Source organism: Corynebacterium provencense, assembly GCA_900049755.1.
In the GTDB taxonomy this organism is placed as follows: Bacteria; Actinomycetota; Actinomycetes; order Mycobacteriales; family Mycobacteriaceae; genus Corynebacterium; species Corynebacterium neomassiliense.
Window position 1 is genome coordinate 1,308,649 of record LT160592.1, and the last position, 23,820, is coordinate 1,332,468.

A 23,820-nucleotide genomic window follows, 5' to 3' on the forward strand; every position below is an offset into this window, starting at 1 on the left:
TTCCCGCCAGGGGAGTCCCGCCCGCTCCGGCGTCAGTATCCGTATCCGTAGCCGTACGGGTTGCCGTAGTAGTTGCCGTAGTACGCCGGGTCCGCCACCCCGCCGGGGATCACCGCACCGGTGTAGTCGTCGTACCCGTCGTAGTCGTTGTCCACGACCCCGCCGGTTCCACCCGTGTCCGGCACCGGTGCAGGCTCAGGGGCAGGTGCGGGGGCAGGCTCCGGTGCTGCCGGCGGACGTGTCGGAGACTGCGACGCCGGGCGCGACGGTGCTGTCGATCTGCCCGCACCGGAATCCTCCTCCAGCAGGGAGGGGTCAGCTTCGGTGTAGCCGGGTTCCAGCGGCTTCGGCACCCGGCGCACGTCCTTCGGCGCAGGACCGTCGGTGGTGTCCCCTCCTCCGGTGGCTGAAGGGCCCCGGGTGGCGGACGCCGAACCGCTGATCGACCCGCCGTCGTACATCTGGCGGTAGATCTCCGGTGCCAGCATCGCCGCGAAAAGGTTCGTCAGGTGCTGGGCGTCGCGGTAGACCAGCACATTGCCGACCACTCCCGGGCAGCGGGTGTCCGTGCACAGGGCGTCCGTGACATCCAGTTCGGTGATGTCCAGACCACGGTAGGCGCTGACCGCCGGGTTCACCGCGCTGACCGCCTCTTCCCGGTCGATGCCGCAGTCTTTCGTGGCGTCCCCCGCGGTGTACCGGCCCTCGGCGACGCACACCCGCACATTGCCCTGGACGCCGGGGCTGCTCATCACCCAGGGGGTGTCACGCATTCCCCAGGTGTGGATCCCGGCGTCCGACAGCTTCCTCACCATGTCCACGTACTCGGCGGGGACCTGGTCTGGACCGTCGCCCTGGATGGTCGTGGGACGGGTGACGGTCATGAAGACCCCGTCGGTCGGCGGATTGTCGAGGATGTACTGCTGGGCCTTCCTGTCCCACTCCGCGCACTCCGGATACTCGGAACCGTCCCACTTCGGCAGGTCACCCATTCCGAGCACACAGCCCAGTTTGATGACGGGCACGATCTTCACGTGCCGTTCCCTGGCGATGAGGTCCAGTGCCGGCAGGAAATGCTCCGAATGCGACCCACCGGCCAGGTACATGGTGCGCGATGATTCCGTGTCACCGTACTCGCACGGCTCGTCGGTGGTGTTCGTCATCTTCGTGAACACCAGGTCAGTGGTGTCGAACAGTGCGACGCAGCCGTCCTTGAGAGTGTCCGCCATCATCGGGTCGGCGTTGATCGGATCCGGGAGAACCTCCCCGACCTGAGGAACCGGGGCGTCGTCGAGCAGGGCCGCCGGCCCCGGGTACAGGGACTGGTCCACGTCGGCGACGGTGAGGGCCTTCGTCCTGCTCTCGTTGGCCGCCCGCACCCACGGGCTGAAACCCATGACGCCACCGGTGACCACCGCGAGAAGTACCGCGGCGACCGCCTTCGCCCGGCCCTTCCCCGTCCGTAACGGCCCGGCCAGGTACCCCCGCCGGAACAGCACCCACGACCGTTGAGGCTTGCGCTGCTGCTGCAGCGGACGTTCCACGAAACGGTAGGTGAGCTGGGCGAGCAGGAGGGACAGGGCTATGACGCCGAGACCGACCAGTGTCCCCCGGGTGCCACCGAGGGAGGCGGTGATGCCGTGGAGTCCACCTGACGCCACCTCCGTGGTGGAGTCCGGGGAGCACAGGTACGTCGCCAGGACCAGCAGCGGCCAGTGCCACAGGTACAGGCTGTAGGAGATCCTGCCCAGGAACTGGAAGGGGCGGGTGACCAGCAGGGCCGGGACGCCGACAGGGGCGGTGGTACCGGCCCTTTCGGCACTGTCGGCCCTGTCGGCACTGTCGGCGTTGCCCGCCAGGATCACCAGGGCCGCGCCCGCCAACGGGATGAGGGTCAACGGTCCCGGGAACTGCGCGGCACCGTCGAGGAAAAGGCCGGTACCGATGATCAGCACCACGCCGACCACCCCCGCCGGCACCCGGACCTTGCGGGGAAAAGGACGGTTGAGCAGGTACAGGCCGAAAATCCCGCCGAGACCGATCTCCCAGAACCGGGTCAGGGGCGAGTAGTAGTTCAGGCCCTGGTCCGTGGCATGCAGGTAGGCGGCGTAGATGAAACTTGCCGCTGTCACGACGATGAGGAGGCCACGGGCCGGTGATCCACCCGCCCGCTTCCTCCGCAGCGTGGAGACCACCCCCACCACGAGAGTGATGACCAGCAGGCTTCCCGCGTACACCTGCATCTGTGCGGACATGGACCAGATGTGCTGGTACAGGCTGACGTCGGAACCGATGGCGGAGTAGTCCTCCCCCTCGGACGCCAGATGCAGGTTCTGGTGGTACAGCAGGGACGCCACGGCGTCCCCGGCAGTGTGCTCCCACCGCACCCGGGCGAACACCGCCACCGCCACCGCCAGGGTGACCCCCACCACCACGACGAGAGCCGGGTAGAGGCGACGGAAAATGCGGAGGAACGCCTGGACCACGGTGAGTCCCGCCGGGTTCAGGGCGTTGCGGATCTGCGGACCGAAGAAGAACACTCCCCCGACAAGGAGGAAGACGTCGACACCGGAGGAGACCCTGCCGACGAAGACATGGAAGACGACCACCAGGGCGATCGCCAGTCCACGCAGGCCGTCAATGTCCCTGCGGTGCAGGAGACTGCGTCGGCGGGGCTCCCCCGGCCTGTCGAAAGTACTGATCATGGCGGTGACTGAGCCTACCGCGCGGAGCCGTCAACAGTGGACTGCTGTGCCGGCGGGCTCCCCTGTGAGGTGGTGGCGGCGGTGGCGGAAGTGGTGGCGGTGCCGTCATCCTCTGCGGCGGTACCGGCGTCATAGCCTTCCACGTAGCCTTCCACGTAGCCTTCCTCGTAGCCTTCCTCGCCCGGCTTCGGCATGCGGCGCACATCCTTCGGCAGCAATTCGCCCGACACACCGGACGTCCCGCCGTTGTCGGCGACCGCCTTCTCCTGTGCGCTCTTCATCGCGGCGACCGCATCCGGGTCGAACATCTGACGCTCCAGCTCCGGGCCGAGCATCTGGGAGAAGACGTCAGTGAAATGCTGCCCGTCACGGTAGACCAGGACATTGCCGACGACCGCCGGGCACCGGCCGTCGCGGCACATCGAATCCGTCAGGTCAACCTCGGTCACATCGAGACCGTCCAACGCCACCAGCGCCGGATTCACCTCGGCCATAGCCAGGTTCAGGTCGGTCCCGCAGTCCTGGCCCGGGCCGTCACCGAGCAGTCCCTCCGCCACACACAGGCGTCCGTTCCCCTGCTCACCCGGGGCCTGCATGTTCCACGGGGTGTCGCGGACGCCCCAGGTGTGGATCCCGGCGTCCGACAGCTTCCTCACCATGTCCACGTACTCCGTGGGCGTCTGGTCCGGGCCGTCGCCCTCGATGGTCGTCGGACGGGTGACCGTCATGAACACCCCGTCAGTCGGCGGATTGTCGAAAATGTACTGCTGGGCCCTGGCGTCCCACTCCGCACACTCCGGGTACTCGTCACCACCCAGCCGCGGCAGAGGCATACCCAGCACACACCCCATCTTGAGGATCGGGACAATGCGGATGTGCTGCGACTTCGCCACCACGTCCAACGCCGGCAGGTAATGCTCCGAATGCGAACCACCTGCCAGATAGATCGTTCGACGCGAATTCACGTCACCGTAGACACACGGTTCCGAGGAATCGTTGAAATCGTGGGTCAGCACGATGTCCGTGTCACTGAACCGGGCGTAACACCCGTCATCCTGCGTCGGAGGCAGCATATGCTTCTCACTGCTCAGATCGGGACGCACCGGGACGTCGGAAGGAACCGGGGCGTCCTCCAGGAAGGCCCGCGGGCCCGGGTACTGCGCCGGGTCAAGGTCCTCGGCGTCCATCGCCGACAGGCGGGCATTCTCCCGGTACTCCATCACCGGCCCCGTGGACACCACCGCGGCACTGACCACCACCGCCGTACCCACCACAGCGACCGCAGGCCTGCTCCGCAACGCCTCCCGTGACGCCGGCCACCACGACCGCGTCGGCTTACGCGCCTCACGCAGCGGAGTCTCGATGTAGCGCTGGGTCAGCCACGCCAGTGCCAGGGACAGGACGATGACCGCCACACCGACCGCGACGCCCCTCCGGGGGCCCAGGGTCGCGGTGATGCCCTGCACCCCGGCGGTGCGCGTCGGCCCCGTCACCGTGGAGAAATGGAACGTGGCCAGGACCAGCAACGGCCAGTGCCACAGGTACAGGCTGTAGGAGACCCGGCCCAGAAACTGGAAAGGGCGGGTCACCAGCACAGCAGAGACACCCACCAGTTCACCGGACCGGTCGGCACGGTCGGACCGGTCAGACCGGTCGGCGACAGGATTACCCGCCAGAATCACCAGCGTCGCACCCGTCAGGGGGATCAGGGTCAACGGGCCGGGGAACTGGGCCGCGCCGTCGAGGAACAGTCCCGTCGCAATGATGAGGACAACCCCCACGATCCCGGCGGGGACACGGAACCTCGCCACACCCGCAGGCAGTTCCCGGTTGACCAGCCAGATACCCAGCAGACCGCCGAGACCGATCTCCCAGAAACGACTCACCGGCGAGTAGTAGTTCCACCCCTGGTCGACACTGTGCAGGTACACCGCGTAGACGAAACTCGCCGCCGTCGCGACGACGAGCAGCAGATGAAGGACAGTCACCGCGCTCACCGCACGCACCCCGGAACCGTCCCGACGCCACCTGCGGACAAGCCACGCGACAACGACGATGACCACCAGTGACGCCAGGTAGATCTGCAGCTGCGCAGACATCGACCAGATGTGCTGGTACAGGCTCACGTCACGACCGACCGCGGCATAGTCCTGCCCCTGGGACGCCAGGTGGAAGTTCTGACGGTAGAGGAGGGACGCCGCGGCGTCCTGCGCCGTCTGCACCCACCTCGGCCGGGAATACACCACCAGCCCCGCTACCATGGTCACCGTCACCACCGTGAGGAGAGCAGGATAGAGACGCCGCAACAGCCGCACCACCGACTGGACCAGAGTCTGCCCGGTGGGACTGAGGGCATTGCGGATCTGCGGCCCGAAGAAGAAGATGCCGCCGACGAGCAGGAAGACGTCCACGCCGGAAGACACCCGTCCCACGAAGACGTGGAAGATGACCACGAGAGCTATCGCCAACCCTCGAAGGCCATCGACGTCCCGACGGTAGGAGCGGGGAGCGGTCGAATTCATAACGCCCATACACTACAGATGTGCGTGCCCGGACCGAAGTCAGATGACGAACACCGATGTCAGCGGGGCCGTGACGGTCAGGGGTGATGCAGGGTGGCGCCGAAGTTGTGGCAGAGTGACCGCACGGTGGCTGCACGGTGGCTGCAGAGTGGTCACTGGTGGCGTCCCCCCTGCTTCTCTCTCCGGCCCACCGTCTCACCCCAGCGCCACCGCCACCCTCCGGCGCAGAGCGGCTACAGCCCTGACGTCCCGGAGATCCCCGGCCGTGACCCGCAGCACCCGGCCACCGTCACGCTGCAGGACCGCCAGGACCCTCGAATCATGGTCACGCTGCGCCCGGCGCAGATGGTGCACACCGTCATAGAACAGGTGCAGACCCCTGTCCTCCCACGCGAGATCGGAGGTGGTCAGCAGGGTACCGTCGTCGCGGAAAACCGGGACCTGGCTGTGCAGTCCCGGGGCCAGATCCCCCACCGCCAGTCGCAGCACCGTCTCCGGAGGCGACTCCGCCCCGACATCCGTGTAGCCCAGGACACGGGCCGCGTCCGTGGCATCCACCCCTCCCGGCAGCCCGAGCGCTGCCGGACTGCCCACCACCGTCGCCCCCAGAGCCTGATGGAAAGCATCACTGACCTGCACGCACCTCAGAAACTCCCGGGTGAATCCCGGACGCACCGTCGACAGGTCAGGCACCTGCCAGCAGCGGTCACGGGTGGCGTCCGGCACCGACACCCTGCGCAGCATCCGCGACAGGGTGGTCCGGGGATCCGTACGCAGCAGGTCCGGACGGTCGTCGAGCACCGGCGACGCAGCCGCGCGGTGACGCTCGATGTACCTGGTGGGGTACAGGATCACGTGCGGTGGGCATGCCGACCGGCGGGTGCCTTTCGGCGTAAGGAACTCGAGCTGCTCACCATCGACGAAGTACCTCATGCCGTAGAACACCGCAGCCGCGAAAGAGGTCGCGATGCGACGCGGATGCCGGATGAGGTGAGCCAGCACCAAGGTCGCCGGGTGGATCCGACGCCCGTACACGGTAGAAGATGACGTCTCAGGGAACTGCTGTTCATCGCGGATGAACATGCCGTAGTCGACGCTCACCCACCGGTCCCGGAGGGTCGCCCTGGACACTCCGAGACGCGTGAGTTCGGCACGGGTGAAGGGCCGGCAGTCGGGAACGGGAGAAGGAAAGTTGGACCGGCGCCAGGGGATCCTCCTGATGTACCAGTCCGTCGGTGTGCACTCGCGGTGAAGCGGGAGGAGAGCACCGGGAGTGACCGGGCCCGGTGACTGTGGTGGCTGTAGTGGCTGTGGTGACTGTGGTGGCTGTGGTGGCGTGCTGTGTGCAGTGCGTTCGCGGAACCCCTGCCGCGATTCTCCCCCGGAGTTCATGGACGCCAAGTCAACTGCACTCCCGACGTCCTGTCACACCCTGTGTCCACAGGCTCGCCGACCCTGCGCCCACCTTGTGGACGCTCTGTGGATTCCCTACAGAAAAACCTCAGTCAGGTCTCTTCAGATACTCTTCGGACGTTCATGCCGTTCCCGCGGACTCTCTACGCGCACTGCAGGTATGCAGGGGATCTGACAACGTGGCGTCCGCAGGTTGTGTCAGAAGTCCGCGGGTTGTGTCGCTTCTCGCCCAGAACCGACACAACCCGCGGACTCAGAGCACAACCCGCGGACGCCACGCCCGAAACACGCCACGCCACGCCAGAAACACGCCACGCCCGAACCACGCCACGCCACATCACTGCATCACACGGCACCGAACCTTCACCGAACGGCAGGTCAGAAGTTGGCGGACACCGCATCCAGGGCTTCGACCTCGTCATCGTCAAGGACGAGCGATGCCCCGGCGAGCAGCGGACCGACCTGCTCCACCGTCCGGGCAGAGGCGATCGGAGCCGTGACACCCTTCGCCCGCAGCCAGGCGAGGGCGATCGTCGCGGGCTCCTGCCCGCGACCCTCAGCCACGCTGAGGAGAGTCGAGACAACGGCGAAGGGGTCAGCCCCACCTGCCAGGTATCCGGAGACCATTCCCTCACGAGACGTTCCGGCGATGTCCCCGGCAGAACGGTACTTGCCCGTGAGCAGGCCGGACGCCAGTGAGAAGTAGGAGAACACGGCGACGTCATGCCCGGCAGCAGCCTGCTCGGTGACCACAGGTGCGTAGTCCTTCTCATAACCGGACCTGGCCAGCAGACTGTACTGGGGCTGGATCGCGACCGGGGCGGCGGGCGAACCTGCGGCGATGCGGAAGAACTCGCGCATCCGGTCCGGCGTGTAGTTCGACAGCCCGATGTGCTTCACCCTGCCGGATTCGACCAGCGCAGCGGCGGTGGCGACCTGGTCTTCGACAGACACGGATTCGTCGTCGTAGTGGTAGTAGTACAGGTCCACGACGTCGGTCTGGAGCCGCTTCAGGGAGTCGTCGAGGTTCCGGTCGACCACGCCGCGCTCCAGACCCGGCGCCGACTGGATCGCGCCGACCTTGGTGGCGAGCACCACGTCAGAGCGCTTTCCGGACGCCGCGAACCACTGCCCGAGCACCCTTTCCGACTCCCCGCCGGACAGTCCCTCACCCCACTGGGAGTACATGTCGGCAGTGTCGATGAGCGATCCACCGCCGGATACGAAAGCATCCAGGACAGCTTGAGATTCCTCGGCGTCCGAGGTCCAGCCGAAGGTATTGCCGCCGAGAACGACGGGCAGGGCGTCTGAGAACAGGGAGGTGGTGTCAGTCATGGCCCCAGGCTACGCCGGTGACCCGGAGTGCTTCAGAACTTCGCTGTACTCCGACCGACTCCGACCGGCCCCTCCGACCGGGCCCCGGGCCCGGCACCGCATCGACAACCCCTCACGCGCCCTCACGCGTCGATGAGAAGCCACTCTCCGATGGACATGAACAACACGACAGGGAACAGTGCCACGAGAACACCTGCAAGAAACAGTTTCCATATGTCTCGGAACCTCCCCACCGCAGGGCTCCGCACCGCCCAGGCAACCCAGGCCACGACATAGCCGACGAGCGGGACCGAACACAGGAGTAGCAGCAGCATTCCTTCACCCGTCAGCGGATTCCTTGATACCTTGACGTCTCGCCGATCAACCATACCAAAAACGCCCTCAAGAAAAATGCGATAGCGGTCACTCAATAGATCAGATGCCCACCAGCCAATTGCCAGTCCGGTGCCGACAAGGACAACCGCCAAAACTGTCCACAGTGAGACCCGTGCATCGCGACGCCTGTCCGGGTCATCAAGATTGCAGAACCTCACCGTCCCTAGACTGCCCTAAAACCGGTCACAGGGGCACTCTCTCCCTGGACCTCAAATGGTTTAGCAATTCCAAGTCTCATACCCTCGTACGCAACATTCACCATGTTCTCCTGCCACGCCCCCCACCGAGTATCGTGGTAGGCAAAATCATAGTGATCGAAGTAATAGACAACCTGCTCAAACTGAACATAGGTGACGCCATTGGGGTACGGCCGTGCAATAACCGTTGTCAATGTCGAAGAACTATGACGCCCAAGAGAATGCACATAGTCGCCACTGATCCCGGCAGTCAATCTCCATCTGGAAGAGTACGTATATTTCAGCGATGCCCCCCGACCCTTCGCAATCTGCACCGCTCGATTTATCGCATATTCCCTGTCCATGAGAACCAGTGGCCCCGGTGGATCCACGAATTCTCCGAGGCCACCCCTGCCGTAGTCCGTATTCATCTCTACCATCCACTGGTCAACAACTGCACTCGATAACACGAAGAGTTCGCCAGTATTGCCGTAATAATGATCCCACAAGCCGACAGCATTGTATTCATGCAGTCCGCGCTCCAAGAACTGAATGCCAGCTGCTGCCGCTAGGAAATTTGCCTCCTTGACGTTGTTTCCTTCTCCGGAACGGACTCCGTATTCAGAAAGGTCCGGCGGCCAGTACGCTGGATGGATTCCGTTGTCGTAAGTCCGAATCTGCAGATCTTCCCAGTCGAGAACTTCAACTGCTTCTCCGGAGTGATCCTGCCCATCAGCCGCCCGCAGACCCCTCACCAGACCACCGTCACCAGAGGACAATTGCCCGTCGGCGACCAGTTCGACCTTTCCACGCAACAGGACCGGTACATTCCAGCCGTCCAACGGTTCCCACTCATCACGCGCAGCCATCCAGCCACTCCTGTCACCCTCGAAAAGGCTTGTTTACCTAACCTTACATACCCGTCATGTGAGGGGCAACGACGTGAAACTACGAGCGGGGAGAAGTCATTCCCCCACCCAGGTACATGACTTCTCCCCGCAGTCGTTCCGGCCGGACTGCACCGACTATCAGCGGAACCGCTTCGGCAGTTCCGGCTCGCCCAGGGACAGCATCAGACGGTTCGCCCAGTTGAAGAAGGACGCCGCGTTGATGACGTCGATGATCTCGGCGTCCTCCAGTCCGGCGTCCCGCAGGGAGGCGACGTGGGAGGTGCCGAAGCGCACCGGGAAGGCGGCCAGTGCGACCGAGGCGTCCCGGACCGCATTCCACAGGTCCGAGCCCAGGTCGGCGGTCACCCCCTCGTCGCAGAGGCGTTGGACGGCGTCCGCTTTCGCACGGGCGTCACCGTCGGAGGCGGATTCTGCGATGGTCCGTCCGGTGTGCACTGACGCGCAGTACACGCAGCCGTTGAAGCGGCTCGTCACCGCGGCGGAGAGTTCACGTTCAGCTCGCCCGACTCCGTCGGTGACGTTGAAGAAGATGTCCCGGTCGGTCAGTGTGCGCGCCTCGAGGGAGTCAGGGTCGCGGGCGAGCAGCCGGAAGTAGGCGGACTTCGCGCGCAGCGGGTCGACGAGAGCCTCTTTCTGCCTGTCGGTGAGGTCGGCCTCCTCCACCGGCGGGACCCACGGCACCCAGCCGAGTGAGTGGGTGACGAACCTTGCGGGTCGCACCAGGTCAGGGTAAGTGATGACCTCGAAACCGGCGTCAACCCCGGTCCCCGGCGCGGGGTCGGCGTGCAGCGGGCGGTGGGGGGTGTCCGCCTGGCGTGCGCCGACTGTCATGCCCGGCTGCCGGATGTCACCCTGGGGGACGAACTTTGTGGCGAGGACGCCGAGACCGTGTGCGGTGCGGATCTGGAAGGTGAGGAAGGACACGAGCTGGGCGAGGCGCACGACCTCGGTCGGGGACCATCCCACCGCCGCGAGCGGTCTGAGGCGTTCCGCCCGGGAGTCGCGCGGGTGCAGGACGAGCACATGACTGAACTCGAGTGCCGCGGACAGTCGTGGGCCGAAGGTGTCCCGCTGGCGGTCGAGGAGGCGGAACTCGGGGCCGGGGGCCGATTCGGCGGCGAGATCCGGTTCACGGTACACGCCGTAGGGTGCGGTGACCCCTGAACCGTGGACGTGAGCGCGTGCATCGGAGACGACGGCTGCCAGGGTGGTGAGGAACTCGTCGGCCTGTTCCGGGGTGGCGTCCCCGTCCAGTTCGTCGACGAGAAGGTCGGTGTAGAAGCTCGCGGCCCGGGCGCCGGCGGTGGCACCTCCGTGCAGACCTGAGACGAATGCTGCCACGGCATATCGTTCGGCGAGGGTGAAGTCTCCCGGGGTCTCCGGTTCGAACAGGGCGTGGAACGACTGCTGTGCATTGTCGCGGGCCTGGGCACGGTTGTGGCGGAGGCGGGCGACCTGCCCGGAGATCTCCGAGTCCGGGTCGAGGCCGGCCAGGAAGTCGATGATGTCCGCGGAGGCGGTGGTTTCGGTCATAGGCCCAGACTAAGCCCGTCGGGGCGGAAACGGCGTCCGGGAATGGCGGCGAGCAGGTCCCGGGTGAACTGTGTGCGGGGACTGCTGAAGATCTCCCCGGTCGGCCCGGTCTCCATCTGACGTCCGTGGCTCATCACCGACACCGTGTCGGCGATCTGGCGGACCACGGACAGGTCGTGCGAGATGAAGATGTACGTCAGTCCGAGGTCCTGCTGCAGTTCGTCGAGAAGGCGGAGGATCTGGGCCTGCACCGTCACGTCGAGGGCGGAGACCGCCTCGTCGAAGACGACCAGCTCGGGGTCGAGGATCAGTGCCCTCGCCACGGCGACGCGCTGCCTCTGACCACCGGAGAGTTCGGAGGGACGCCGTTGCGCGATGCCCCCCGCCCCGGTTCCCGCCCCGGTTCCTGTACCGGTTCCTGTGCCCAGTGCCACACGTCCGAGGATGTCCGTGACCTTCTCGCGGATCGCGTCGGACGACAGGTCGGTCAGGTTCTTCAGAGGTTCGGCGAGGATCCTGCCGACGGTCTGTCGTGGGTCGAGTGAACTGTAGGGGTTCTGGTACACCATCTGGACGCGCCGTCGCAGTGCGCGGCGTCCTGCCCTGTCGAGAGTGTCGATCCGCAGGTCACCCTGTTCGCCGTGGAGGGTCACGGAACCGGAGTCGGGGTGCTCGAACGCGGTGACGATCCTGCCGAGGGTGGATTTCCCCGACCCGGATTCACCGACGACGGCGTGGGTGGTCCCCCTGGCGACGGTGAAGGAGACCTCGTCGACGGCGGTGGTGGAGCCGAAGGTCCTGCCCACAGAGTCCACGGTGAGCAGGGTGCCCGACTGCGGTGTGCCGGACTCCGGTGTACCCGAGTGCGGTGTGCCGGGTTCGGCACCCGGGCGGTGACGCCGTGACCCGCGCTTGACCGTCGCCCCGGCAAGGGACGGGGCGTCGGACAGCAGCTGCCTGGTGTAGGGGTCGCGGGGGTGGGTGAGAACTTCTGCGGTCGGACCGGATTCCCGGACCTCCCCGGCCTGCATGACGACGAGGTTGTCGGAGCGGTCCCCGGCCACGGCGAGGTCGTGGGTGATGAACAGGATGCCGAGGTCGAGCTCCTCCTTCATCCGGTCGAGCAGGTCGAGGACGGCCCGCTGGACGGTGACGTCGAGTGCACTGGTCGGTTCGTCTGCGATGATGAGGTCGGGTTCGGTGGCCACTGCGGCTGCGATGAGGGCGCGCTGCTTCATCCCGCCGGAGAGCTGGTGGGGGTACTGGCTGTACCGCAGTGCCGGATCGTCGATGCCGACCTGGCCCAGCAGGTCGAGGACCTTCCTCCTCCTGTCGGCCGCGGACAGCCGTACGGCGCGGGGGGCGATGCGCAGGCCCTCACCCACGGATTCGCCGACGGTCTTGACCGGGTTGAGGGAGTTGTTCGGGTCCTGCGGGATCAGTCCGATGCGCCTGCCCCTGATCCTGCGCCATTCCCGTTCCGTCAGTCCGGTGAGTGACTGTCCGTCGAGCCGGACGGTTCCTGTGACCTCGGAGTTGCCGGGCAGCAGGCCGAGGACCGCCATGGCGGAGGTGGTCTTCCCGGAGCCGGATTCACCGACGATGGCGGTGACCCTGCCTTTCCCCACGGTCAGGGAGACGTTCTTCACCGCCGGGACGGTGCCGCCCCGGGTGCGGTAACTGACCGCGAGGTCGTTGATCTCGAGCAGGGGACTGTCCCCGGGCGTGCCGGGCGTGCCGGGGGTGTGGGAGGTATGGGGTGCACGGTCTGTGCCGGTCATCGGAGGACCTTCCCGTCGATGCGCCGGAGCGCCTGACTGAGGTGGTTGGTGGCCAGGACGACCAGGACGATCGCCAGGCCGGGCAGGACGGTCAGCCACCAGGAGGTGGCGATGAAGTCACGTCCCTCGGAGATGATGAGTCCCCATTCCGGGGTGGGCGGCGGGGCACCGTAGCCGAGGAAGCCGAGGGTGGACAGCTGCAGGATCGCACTGCCGAACTGCAGGGCGGCGAGCGCGAGGACCGGGGTGAGGGAGTTCGGCAGGATATGACGCCACAGCACCGACCAGGCGGTGCCGCCGGAACCGTAGGCCGCTTCCACGAAATCGGAGGACGCCACTCCCAGGACCTCTGACCTGGCGAGCCTGGCGAACATCGCGACGTTGGTGACTCCCACGGCCACGGCGGCGTTCACGGTGCCGTAGCCGAGCAGGATGATCACCGAGAGGCTGAGCAGCAGGGCGGGGATCGAGAGGAGGACATCGACGACGCGCATGATCACCGCGTCGACCCGGCCACGGAAGGACCCCGCGAGCAGTCCGAGGAGGGTACCGACGACCATGCCGACGGCGACGGCGACGAGGGCGCCGGACAGGGAGTGCCTGGCACCCCACACGACCCTGGTGTAAAGGTCTCGGCCGACGGGGTCCGTACCGAACCAGTGCTCGCCGGAGGGGGCGAGCAGGGGGGCCGTGGTGCCGGATTCCGTGGGGTCCCCGGAGGCGAACAGGCCGGGGACGACCGCCCAGGCCACTGCGACGAGGACGACGATGCCGGAGAGCCAGACCCCGGGGCGGATGTGTGCGAGTTTTCTCATGCGCGTGCCTTCTTCGTGCGCAGTCGGGCGTCCAGTACCGGGTACAGGAGGTCCACGACCAGGTTGATGACGACGTAGACGGCGGCGGCGAGGACCACCACCGCCATGAGGACGGGAGTGTCCCTGTTGGAGACGGCGTCCACGGTCATCGCCCCGATACCGGCACGGGAGAACACGGCCTCGGTCACGACGGCGCCGCCGACAAGTTCGCCGAAGGTCAGTCCGGCGACGGTCATGGCGGGCAGCACGGCGTTGCGCAGGACGTTGCGCCACAGCACCCAGGCGGGCCCGGCACCGCGGGCCCTGACCACGGTGACGAAGGGCATGGCGGTGACATCGTCGATGCTGCGCAGCAGGACCTGCGCCAGCGGTGCCGACAGGGGCAGTGCCAGCGCCACCGACGGCAGGATGAGCTGCTGGACGGTGGTGGCGTGGATGACGGGCACCCATTCGAGGGAGAAGCTGAACACCTGGATGAGGATGATGCCGAGCCAGAATGCGGGCAGTGAGATGAACAGCGGGGGCACGGACCGGATCAGACCCGACAGCCGGCGGCAGAACGGGTTGTCCGGCAGCGAGGTCGCGGTGACCGCCACGACCACGGCGATGACCACGGCGAGCAGGAAGCCGGTGAGGGCCAGGGCGAGGGTGCCGGGCAGGGCGTCGAGGAGGGAGTCGGTGACGTCGGCCCCGGTGTGCAGTGAGTTGCCGAAGTCCAGGTGCAGCACCCCGGTCAGGGAGTTCCAGTACCTGGTCAGGACGGGTTCATCGGAGCCGTAGGCGTCCCTCATCTCGGCGATCTCCTCGGGGGAGAGACCGAGTTCCGGGTCCGCGTAGCGGGTGGAGACGGCGTCACCGGGAAGGGCGGTGAGCAGGATGAAGGCGAGGGTGAAGCTCGCCCACAGGACGAGGACCGCGGCACCGGCGCGCCGGAGGACTGCTGTGAAGGTCATCTCTACTTCTCCCCGTTCCCTTCCGTTGTGTCTGCTGCCGCGGCCTGCCCGGCGTCGACGCTGGTCAGGTAGAACCACGGTCGGCCGATGGCCTCGGCCCGGAAGCCGTGCACATAGGGCTGCACCCCGTAGACCTGGGGTTCCTCGAACATCGGGAGGATGTACGCCTGCTCGGTGAGGTAGTCCTGGACATCACCGGAGGCGTCGGCACGGGCCTGCTCCGTCGGCGAGGACGAGACCCTGCGCAGCAGTTCCTCGAGATGCTCGTCCCCGATCGATCCGTCCGGGTGCATGTTGAGCAGCTGGTTCCGGTCGTCGGAGTAGTACTGCGACTTGATGACGTCGTAGTCCGCCCGCCCGACCATCGTCACGTTGAGCTGGATCGTCGATTCGTCGGTCTGGGCGGCCTTCTGTGCGGCGACGTCGCCCGGGTAGAGCTGGACGTCGATGCCGATCTTCCTGAGCTGTTCCTGCACCATGGTCACCACTTCCCTGGTGCGCGGCTGGGCGGCGGCGTCATTGGCGGTGAGGGTGAGCCGTCGGCCGTCCCTGACCCGGATGCCGTCGGCACCGGGGACCCACCCCGCGGCGTCGAGCAGTTGTTCCGCCCGTGCGGGGTCGTAGATGTAGGCGTCCTTCTGTTCCCGGTAGCCCTTGGCGGTCGCCGCGAGGGCTGAGGTGGCCAACGGGTAGGACGCCGAGAACAGGGAGGACAGGATGCGTTTCCTGTCGACTCCGGCGATGATTGCCTGCCGGACCCGGATGTCGGACAGCAGCGGGTGACGGAAACGGAAGTCGATCTGGTTGTTCACCCCGGCGGTCGGTGCGGAGAGGATGCCGATCCCGGCCTCTTCCAGGTGCTTCTCCTCGGGGGCCTCGATCTGCCGGGCGACGTCGCCCTGCCCGGAGCGGATCCCGCCGACGCGGACACTGTCCTCCTTGGCGACGACGATGTGGACCGTGTCAAGGTCGGGACGCCCCGTGTTCAGGCCGCGGCGTCCCAGCTCCGGGGGTGCCCAGTTGTAGTCCTCCCGGGCGGAGAGGGTGAGTTCGGTGTCCCGTTCCTCCCCGGTGATGACGAAGGGACCGGAGCCGATGACGTTGCGGGCGTTGCCCGGGGCGAAGCCCTCGTCGGTGAGCTTCAGGGTGGCGTCCGCCAGCAGTCCGGCGTTGAAGGAGCTGGTCGCCTGGGGGAAGCCCGGTTCGGGGTCGGTGAAGTGGAAGCGGACGGTGTGATCGTCGAGGACCTCACCGTGGTCGTAGGTGCTGATCTGTTCGGAGGAGGTCAGTTTGCGGCTCTTGTCGCCCTTGCCGAAGAGGTCGAAGTTCGCCACGACATTCTCCGCGGTGAGGGGGGTGCCGTCGGAGTAGGTGACGTCGTCCCGCAGGTGGAAGGTGAACTCGGTGGCGTCTCCGTTGACCTCCGGGAGATCGGTGGCGATCCACGGGTAGAGCTCGCGGGTGTCGGGATCCTGCCAGAGGAGACGGTCGGTGATGTTGTTGACCACGCCGCCGTTCGGGTAGTAGCCCGCTGTCGGCGGGTACAGGGTCTGGAACGGCAGCGACTCGAGGTAGGTGAGTTCGTGGGGGGTGGGGCCTTCGTCGGTACCGCAGGCGGTGAGGCCGACGGTGGTGGCGAGGGCGGTGATGACCGCGAGGATCTTCGCGGGGAACCTTCTGTGGCCCGGGGTGTGTGTCAATGGTCTTCCCAAGATGGTCATTCTGTCCCGGCCGTTCAGGCCGGTGGAGTCGGTCCGGTGCTCCGGGGTGTCCCGGAGAATTCCGGGCGAACAGGACGGACAGACCTGTCTGTTTCGATTCAGCCTGTCATCGTATCACCGTGCGGCGTCCCCGCGCGCCCCGAGCCGCCCGTGAAGCCTGTCACAGGTCTCACGGGCGGGGGCAACTAGCATGGACCTTCATGAGCACCATTGCGGTAATCGGGGGAGGACCCCGCGGCATCTCCGTTCTCGAACGCATCGCGGCCCAGCTGGAAGCCCGGTCCGGGACGCGACCGGAGGGACAGGTCACCGTCCATGTCGTGGACGACACCGAACCCGGGGCCGGGAGGGTGTGGCGCACCGACCAGACACGCACCCTGTGCATGAACACCCTGGCGGACGCCGTGACCCTGTTCACCGAACCCGGGTCCAGTGTCACCGCCCCGGTGCTCGAAGGTCCGACGATGTACGAATGGGCGGAGCTGCTCCGGGGCGACACCCTCCCGACCGACGCCGACCCCGACGGCGCCAAGACCGCCCTCTACCGTTCCCACCCGGCAATGGTGCGCGGAGAGTTCCACAGTGAGATCGCCGGGATGAAGCCGGAGTCCCACCCGTCGCGCGCCCTGTACGGCGAGTACCTGCGGTGGGTGTTCTCCGTGGTGCTCAGCCGCCTCCCCCGGCAGCTCGAGGTGAAGGTCCACCAGGCCCGCGCCACCGCAATCACTCCTGTGACCTGCCCCGACGGTGTGGTCCGCGACGAGATCACCCTGACAGGACAGACCAGCGGGGACGCCACCGGCCCCGGAGGGACGACAGTCCTCGCCGACGCGACGGTCCTGGCCCCGGGCTGGACAGCCAATGAACCTGATGCCCTGGAGGGGTTCACGGCGACATCGGTGCAGATGCACCCGGAGCTCACCTGGGTGCGCCCCGCCAATCCCGCTGACCAGGAGGTCGCCGACCTGCCTGCCGGGGAGGATGTCCTGGTCCGCGGCCTCGGGATGGGGTTCTTCGACCTCATGGCGATGGCCACCGTCGACCGGGGCGGCAGGTTCATCCCCGACCCCTCGACCCGGTCCGGACTGACCTACCATCCTTCCGGACGGGAGCCGCGCCTCGTCGTGGCGTCCCACCACGGATACCCCTACCAGCCGAAACCTGTTCTCCACGCTCTTCCCTCCCCGGCTCCGGTGCCCCGTTTCCGGGCCGCGCTGGCCCGGCTCCCCGAGGACGCCCCGGCCGACTCCGTCGATTTCGGCGCGGAGCTGTGGCCGTCGATACTCCGGGACGCGCAGGCGGCCTACTACTCCACCCTCTTCGGCGGCACCTGCCCCGGACACGACGCCGACCCGGAGAGACTGGCGGCGGTCACCTCTCTCATCGACGATCCTGCCGTGGACCCGTGGCGTCTCCATGAGCTACCCGAGCTGGCAGCTCTCGTCCCTGACCCGGCGGACCGGTTCAACCTGGTGTTCTACGCGGATCCGGTGGCCGCCTACGACAGGGACGCCGGTGACTTCACCGCGTGGATCGCCGACCGGCTCAGCGAGGACCTCCACGAGGCCCGGCTGGGTACGAGGTCGGCGGTGAAGGCGGGACTGAAGGTCATCGGCGCGGTCCGCAAGGCCGCCGCGGTCGCCGACGAACCCGGTCGGTTCACCCTGCGGTCCCGCCGCGCGGAGTACGCCGAGCTGCGCAGGGTGGGCCAGATGGTCGGGTCGGGCCCGCCGGCGTTCCGCACCGCAGAACTGCTCTGCCTGGTGGATTCCGGTCACGTGAGGTTCCTCGGCGCCCACCCGACGGTGGTCGTCGACCCGGAGAAGCCCGCTTTCGCGATGAGTTCCCCCACGACCGGGGACGAGGTCGTCCACGCACGGACGCTGGTGGACGCCTGGCTGCACAAGCCCGATGTCCGGACCTCGGCAGATCCACTGACCCGTCAGCTGCGCCTGGAGGGTCGTCTGCGTCCCTTCGCACTGACGGACGCCGCCGGTGGTCCGGTGACCTCCTCACCCGAGGTCGACCTCGCCTCCGGCAGGCTGGTTCATCCGGACGGTTCCCTCGACGCCAGGGTTCACCTGCTGGGCATCCCGCTGCTGGACTTCCGGGCGGACATGACCATCTCACCGATGCCGCACACTGATCCGCTGATGCTGCAGGAGACGGATGCCGCGGCGGTGTCGGCGCTGCGGATCGCCCTGGGGTAGTCACGGTGGCGACGTACCCGGATCTCACGGCGTCCCCCGAGGTCGTCGCACCCCTGCTGCTCGGTGCGGTGCTGCGCCGGGTGTCCCCCGACGGACGTGCCGTGGCCGTGCAGCTCACGGAGGTGGAGGCGTATCCGGGGGCCGGGGACGCGGCGTCCCACACGGCCAACGGGTGGACGCCGCGGTGTGCGACAATGTTCGGCCCGCCCGGACACCTCTACGTCTACGCGAGCTACGGCATCCACCGGGCGGGGAACATCGTGTGCCGCGAGGCCGGAACGGGCGCAGGGGTGCTGATGCGGGCGGGGCGTGTGGTCGAGGGGCCGGAGGTCGCCCGGGCACGGAGGACCAGAATGAAGGACGGTGTTCCCGTGGTCCCTGACGATGACGCCCTGGCCCGGGGGCCGGGGAACCTCGGCGCGGTGCTCGGGCTGGACCTGGACCTCGACGGAGCGACGCTGGCGGTGGTCGCCGGTGAGGTCGGCGCCGGTGGGGTCGGCGATCATGCCGCGGAATTCACCCTCACTCCCCCGGCGTCCCCGGTGGAGTATGTCAGCGGTCCACGGATCGGCATCTCGAAAAACGTCGATGCTCCGTTGCGCTTCTGGATCCCCGGCGACCGCTCGGTGACCTCACCGCGGGGGCGTCCGAAAGGTGTGTGAGCCCCTGCCTGTCTCTACTTGAAGGCCTACTTGAAGGGTTACTTGAAGGCCCGGATGACAAGTGAACACAAGCTCTGACCTGGGGATACGAGGCTACGCGTCGCCAGATGAAGGCCTACTTGAAGGGTTACTTGATAGATCTATCAAGTAGAAGTCGGTAGAGTTCCGTTCCATGGACACGCCAGTGTGGAACTGCACCACCGTGATCAGCGCACCCGAAGACCAGTGGTTCGACCGGAAAAGCTACCGGATCAGCGCCAAGGATCTGGCGAAAACCATCATCGCCTTCGCCAACTCGGACGGAGGAACGATCGCCGTCGGTGTCCACGGCGGCCAGTTAGAGGGAGCCCCGACCGCAGATCAGATGAGCAGGCTCAGACAGGTGGGAATTGAGCACGTCAGCCCGACGGTCCGCTACGGATTCTTCGTACTCGACTGCACCGACTCATCAGGCGCTCCGGCACAGGTGTGCCTGATCGACGTCCCCGCCAGCGAACGGGTCCACGAAAGTACTGACGGCAACTGCTACCTGCGGGTAGGCGATCAGTCCATGAAGCTCTCTTTCGACGACAGGCTGGAGCTCCAGTACAGCAAGGGAGAGCGTCAGTTCGACTCCCAGCCGGTGCGTGGCGCCGAAGTGTCTGATCTCTCCGACCAGGCCCTCGCTACCTATGCGTCCAGCATCGGCGCCAGCAGCGCCGAAACTGCCCTTTCCGGACGCCACCTTCTCACGAGGAGCGGCGACGTCACAGTCGCCGCCGAGCTTCTTTTCGGAACAGACCCACAGGAGTTCTTTCCGAACGCCGCTATCCGCGTCCTGAAGTTCGACAGCCCCCGGCGCGAAACCGGTCAACGACAGAACCTCGTCGAAGACGTTCGGATCGAGGGGAATCTTCCCACGATGATCCGCGATGCCGTCACCGCTATCCGGCGACTTCTACCGCGTCGACGACACCTCGATACCGGAGGCGCGTTCACCTGGGAACCGGTTCTCCCCGAAGATGCCTGGTTGGAGGGGATAGTCAATGCCGTGCTGCACCGTTCCTACAGCCTGGCCGGGGACCATATCCGCGTCGAGTTGTTTCCGGACCGCATCGAGATCACCAGCCCGGGAAGGTTCCCCGGGCTCGCCGACCCACGGCATCCGCTGAGTATCGCGAGATTCGCCCGTAACCCTCTCATCGCCCGGGTCGCCATCGACCTCGGGATCGGACAGGAACTTGGCGAGGGAATCCGACGCATCTACGAGGAAATGCAGGCCGGCGGCTTCACCGAGCCGGAGTACCGACAGACCAGCGGTACCGTCACACTGATTCTCCGCGTCGAACAAGCCGTAGACCCTGCGGTCATGGACCGCCTCCCCAAGCATGCCGACGAGGTTCTCGGCGTACTCCGCGAAACCCGGGCACCGATGGGCACAGGAGACATCGTCAACAGTCTGTCCATCAATCGCCCTGCAGTTCAACAGGCACTGAAAGCACTACGGGACGAGGGACTGGTGACCTGGGACGGCCGGTCGCCCCGGGACCCGCGGGCCACCTGGTCTACCCCTGACCCGTTGCACTGAGCCCCTCCAGTACCCCGGAATCGACTCCTTACCAGCGTGTAAAGGCCTACTTGAAGGGTTACTTGAAGGCCCGGATGACAAGTGAACACAAGCTCTGACCTGGGGATACGAGGCTACGCGTCGCCAGATGAAGGCCTACTTGAAGGGTTACTTGATAGATCTATCAAGTAGATCGACAGGATCGAGGTCACTGCACCACCGCATCACCGCATCAGGTGAGGTATCCCACACTTAGGCTCGCCTGCCTTCATATCAGTTATTATGAGCATAATCATCCTCATAAATAGCCGGCCGGTGCGGTCGGCGTCCCCCACGGAGGTCCCCTGTGCCAGACACCCTGCCCATGCCGGAACGCCCCGTCGAAGACCTGCCCGGCCACTGGCTGCTCGCCCGCCTCGGCAAGCGCGTTCTACGCCCCGGCGGCCGTGAACTCACCGAACGGCTCATCCACGCGGCACAGCCCGCCGGGGCAGACGTCGTCGAACTTGCCCCCGGCCTGGGGAAGACCGCCCGCCTGCTGCTTGACGCACACCCGGCGTCCTACCGTGGCGTCGACGAAGACCCCGAGGCGGTCGTGCTGACCCGGCAGGTCGTCGGCTCCGCCGGAGAAGTCTCCGAGGGCGAGGCCTCCTGCACCGGCCTCCCCGACAGTTCCGCCGACCTCGTCATCGGCGAAGCCATGCTCACCATGCAGGGGGCCAGAGGCAAGGACGCCATCGTCGCCGAGGCCCACCGGGTGCTCCGCGACGGCGGCCGGTACGCCATCCACGAACTCTGTCTGGAACCCGACACTCTCGACGACGACGCCAAGACCGAGATCCGCAGAGCCCTCGCCCGGTCCATCAAGGTCAACGCCCGCCCTCTGACCACGCAGGAGTGGACCGGTCTGCTCACCTCCCACGGTTTCGAGGTCACCTCCGTCGACCACAACGGCATGGAACTGCTGAAACCGCGCCGCAACCTCGCCGACGAGGGAGTGAAGGGGGTGGCCACCATACTGTTCAACCTGCTGCGTCACCCGGGCGCCCGCAGGCGTGTCCTCGCCATGCGGAAGGTCTTCAACACCTACAGCGACAGTCTGGCAGCCGTCGCCGTCGTCGCCACGAAAGTTCCCGCCGGTGATTCCCGGGGGTGAGACCGGCAGCGGGTGGACCCTCCTCGACGGTCTGCAGGACGCCCATCCCGGCACCGTCCCACTGGCCGGCGACCTGCCCCACCACCGCAGTGACCGGGCGACGCCGTCAGTGAAGAAGGTCGGACAGCCCGACGGCTTCTCAGTGGTCCGCATCGCCTTCCGGGACGGTGACGTCATGGCCGACCACCAGACGGCACGACCGGTGCTCGTCATGGGGCAGACCGGGCAGGTCGAGGTCACGGTGGCCGGAGGACCGGCCGGCGGCAGAGAAGGCGGAGGAGACGGAGGAGGAGGCCGGGGCTGCGACGCCACCGTCACCCTGGGTCCCGGTCAGGCCCTGGGCATCAGCGCGGGGCGGGTGCACAGCCTCCGGGCCACCGGCCCGGCCACGGTCACACTGCTCATACCGGGCGGGCCGGTTTCCGACGACGGCCGGACAGGGGGCACTATCATGACATGAGTTCCGCCACTGAACCGTCACCCCGGGGCAGGGTCCTCACCGCCGTCGAGGAGCACAACACCCGGACCGGAGGGTCCGTCACCGCCGCAGAACTGGCCGGCCGGCTGGGACTGCACCCCTCGACCGTCCGGTTCCATCTGAGAAAACTGGTCGAATCCGGACAGATCGTCGAAGAGTCCGGAACCTCACCCACGTCATCGGCCGGTACAGGTGCCGACTCCGGCGACGGCCGGGGGCGTCCCCGCAAGCAGTACCTCCCCGCCCCCTGCACCCCGAAGGATTCCCTGCTGGCGGCCCTGGTCGAAGCACTGGCCGACTCGGATTCCGAACGCGAGGATCGTGCCGCGCAGGCCGGCCGGATCTGGGCGTCCACCGTCACCGGCCAGCCCACCGCCCCACGGGACAGCGACGAGCCGGACGACCCTCTGGACGCCGCGACCCGGGTCCTCACCGCCCTGGGTTTCGAGGTCCGCGAGACGGGCAGCATGCTCGGCACCCGTGAGATCCGGGTGTGCTCCTGTCCGCTGCGGATCCTCGGCCAGCACCGTCCCGAGGTCGCGCGGGGTATCCAACGCGGAATCGTGGAACAGGCGCTCGCCGCGTACTCCGGACGGCCCACCGACTGGAAGGTGACCTCCCGACCCGACCCCCGCTACGGCGACTGCGAAGTGGCCCTGCGGTTCAACCCCGCCACACCCGCCGGATCCTCTCCACCCGCCACACCCTGACACCCCGGGCCCCGGTCCGGGAGAACGGAAACAGACACCATGCCCGGACCAGACCCCTCCCGCCGTTCCTTCGACCGGACGACAGTCCTGCTCTCCGTCGTCGGGGCGGTGCTCGCCAGTGTCCTCATCATCACCTGCGGCGTCCTCGCCCTGCGGCACGCCGGCGGAGGCGGACAGACCGTCGTCCTCGGCGCGGACGGCCGGGTCACAGAGTCGCCGTCGGCGTCCCGGGGAACCTCCTCCACCGCACGCACCTCCGCCTCCCCGACCTCGTCGACGTCGCCGACCTCCCCGACGACCTCCTCCGGCGTCCCGGCAGCCGGCGTCCCGGCAGCCGGCGTTTCAGCCGGCCCGGCGTCAGCCCCGGGACCCGGCTCAGCTGACGGGGCGTCGGCGGCGGGAGACAACGGACCCTCCGGCACCGAAGGCGGAGCAGACACAGACGGCGCCACAGACGGTGTCCCGACCCCGACAGCCGCCGAGCTCACCGACATCGTGCACCTGCTCACCGCCACCGACGCACCTGACGAAGAGAAGCAGCGTCACCTGGAAAGCCCGGACGCCGTCATCGTCCCGCAGACCGTCTACCGGGCGGGACTGTTCCGCGCGCCCCGCGGCGGTTCGGAGGTCACCGGACCGGTGGAGCGCGACGGAGACACCGCCACCGCCGAACTCCACGCATGGTCCCAGGGCATCCCTGGCGTGACCCTCCCGGTCACCTTCGTCTACCGCGACGGGACGTGGCGGCTGTCCAGTGCCTCGGTCTGCACCGGGGTCCGGACTGTCGGACTTCCCGTCTACTGCAACGCCTGAAAGGT

General features: G+C 67.1%; 18 protein-coding genes. 7 read left to right on the forward strand and 11 right to left on the reverse strand.

Annotation, left to right across the window (positions count from 1 at the left end; genetic code table 11):
• Window positions 1-32 precede the first annotated feature (32 nt).
• From BN3906_RS05985 to BN3906_RS06030, 11 genes are all read right to left on the reverse strand, one after another.
• The gene (locus tag BN3906_RS05985; protein WP_066585352.1) at window positions 33-2,705 is read right to left on the reverse strand and encodes an acyltransferase family protein; all 2,673 of its coding nucleotides are present in this window, start codon (window positions 2,703-2,705) and stop codon (window positions 33-35) included.
• A gap of 14 nt (window positions 2,706-2,719) precedes the next feature.
• On the reverse strand, window positions 2,720-5,227 hold the full coding sequence (locus tag BN3906_RS05990) for an acyltransferase family protein (RefSeq protein ID WP_078057166.1): 2,508 nt from the start codon (window positions 5,225-5,227) through the stop codon (window positions 2,720-2,722).
• A gap of 195 nt (window positions 5,228-5,422) precedes the next feature.
• The gene (locus BN3906_RS05995; protein ID WP_261796862.1) at window positions 5,423-6,328 is read right to left on the reverse strand and encodes a putative endonuclease domain-containing protein; all 906 of its coding nucleotides are present in this window, start codon (window positions 6,326-6,328) and stop codon (window positions 5,423-5,425) included.
• Window positions 6,329-7,018: 690 nt separating this feature from the next.
• Window positions 7,019-7,975, reverse strand: a complete 957-nt coding sequence (locus BN3906_RS06000; RefSeq protein ID WP_066585355.1) for an aldo/keto reductase — start codon at window positions 7,973-7,975, stop codon at window positions 7,019-7,021.
• Window positions 7,976-8,097: 122 nt separating this feature from the next.
• The gene (locus BN3906_RS15045; RefSeq protein WP_147592814.1) at window positions 8,098-8,508 is read right to left on the reverse strand and encodes a hypothetical protein; all 411 of its coding nucleotides are present in this window, start codon (window positions 8,506-8,508) and stop codon (window positions 8,098-8,100) included.
• Window positions 8,509-8,513: 5 nt separating this feature from the next.
• On the reverse strand, window positions 8,514-9,395 hold the full coding sequence (locus tag BN3906_RS14465) for a hypothetical protein (RefSeq protein WP_147592816.1): 882 nt from the start codon (window positions 9,393-9,395) through the stop codon (window positions 8,514-8,516).
• 159 nt (window positions 9,396-9,554) lie between these two features.
• The gene (locus BN3906_RS06010; RefSeq protein ID WP_066585361.1) at window positions 9,555-10,970 is read right to left on the reverse strand and encodes an alkylhydroperoxidase domain protein; all 1,416 of its coding nucleotides are present in this window, start codon (window positions 10,968-10,970) and stop codon (window positions 9,555-9,557) included.
• Window positions 10,967-12,751, reverse strand: a complete 1,785-nt coding sequence (locus tag BN3906_RS06015) for a dipeptide ABC transporter ATP-binding protein (RefSeq protein WP_078057167.1) — start codon at window positions 12,749-12,751, stop codon at window positions 10,967-10,969. Before BN3906_RS06015 ends, BN3906_RS06010 begins: the two co-directional genes overlap by 4 nt.
• Window positions 12,748-13,566 (reverse strand): ABC transporter permease, encoded by an 819-nt coding sequence (locus BN3906_RS06020; protein WP_066585364.1) that lies wholly within the window; start codon window positions 13,564-13,566, stop codon window positions 12,748-12,750. The genes BN3906_RS06015 and BN3906_RS06020 overlap by 4 nt, the downstream gene beginning before the upstream one ends.
• A complete protein-coding gene (locus tag BN3906_RS06025) occupies window positions 13,563-14,519 on the reverse strand; it encodes an ABC transporter permease (protein ID WP_066585367.1) in 957 nt (318 codons plus the stop codon). The genes BN3906_RS06020 and BN3906_RS06025 overlap by 4 nt, the downstream gene beginning before the upstream one ends.
• A 2-nt stretch (window positions 14,520-14,521) precedes the next feature.
• The gene (locus BN3906_RS06030; RefSeq protein WP_066585368.1) at window positions 14,522-16,240 is read right to left on the reverse strand and encodes a TIGR04028 family ABC transporter substrate-binding protein; all 1,719 of its coding nucleotides are present in this window, start codon (window positions 16,238-16,240) and stop codon (window positions 14,522-14,524) included.
• Between the two features lie 200 nt (window positions 16,241-16,440).
• On the opposite strand from BN3906_RS06030, the gene BN3906_RS06035 reads away from it, so the two are divergent.
• The 7 genes from BN3906_RS06035 to BN3906_RS06065 all read left to right on the forward strand — a co-directional run bounded on the left by BN3906_RS06035 (window position 16,441) and on the right by BN3906_RS06065 (window position 23,815).
• Entirely contained in the window at window positions 16,441-18,450 is a 2,010-nt protein-coding gene (locus BN3906_RS06035; RefSeq protein ID WP_066585369.1) for an FAD/NAD(P)-binding protein, read from the forward strand.
• Between the two features lie 5 nt (window positions 18,451-18,455).
• Complete coding sequence (locus tag BN3906_RS06040; protein ID WP_066585371.1) at window positions 18,456-19,112, forward strand: DNA-3-methyladenine glycosylase; 657 nt, start codon at window positions 18,456-18,458, stop codon at window positions 19,110-19,112.
• 172 nt (window positions 19,113-19,284) lie between these two features.
• The gene (locus BN3906_RS06045; RefSeq protein ID WP_066585374.1) at window positions 19,285-20,679 is read left to right on the forward strand and encodes an ATP-binding protein; all 1,395 of its coding nucleotides are present in this window, start codon (window positions 19,285-19,287) and stop codon (window positions 20,677-20,679) included.
• 325 nt (window positions 20,680-21,004) lie between these two features.
• Window positions 21,005-21,814: a class I SAM-dependent methyltransferase gene (locus BN3906_RS06050; protein WP_261796863.1), complete on the forward strand. Its 810-nt coding sequence runs from the start codon at window positions 21,005-21,007 to the stop codon at window positions 21,812-21,814.
• Window positions 21,798-22,274, forward strand: a complete 477-nt coding sequence (locus BN3906_RS06055) for a cupin domain-containing protein (protein ID WP_066585381.1) — start codon at window positions 21,798-21,800, stop codon at window positions 22,272-22,274. The genes BN3906_RS06050 and BN3906_RS06055 overlap by 17 nt, the downstream gene beginning before the upstream one ends.
• Window positions 22,271-23,002: a helix-turn-helix domain-containing protein gene (locus BN3906_RS06060; RefSeq protein WP_066585384.1), complete on the forward strand. Its 732-nt coding sequence runs from the start codon at window positions 22,271-22,273 to the stop codon at window positions 23,000-23,002. Before BN3906_RS06055 ends, BN3906_RS06060 begins: the two co-directional genes overlap by 4 nt.
• 39 nt (window positions 23,003-23,041) lie before the next feature.
• A complete protein-coding gene (locus BN3906_RS06065; protein ID WP_066585387.1) occupies window positions 23,042-23,815 on the forward strand; it encodes an MTB12 C-terminal domain-containing protein in 774 nt (257 codons plus the stop codon).
• Window positions 23,816-23,820: the final 5 nt, after the last annotated feature.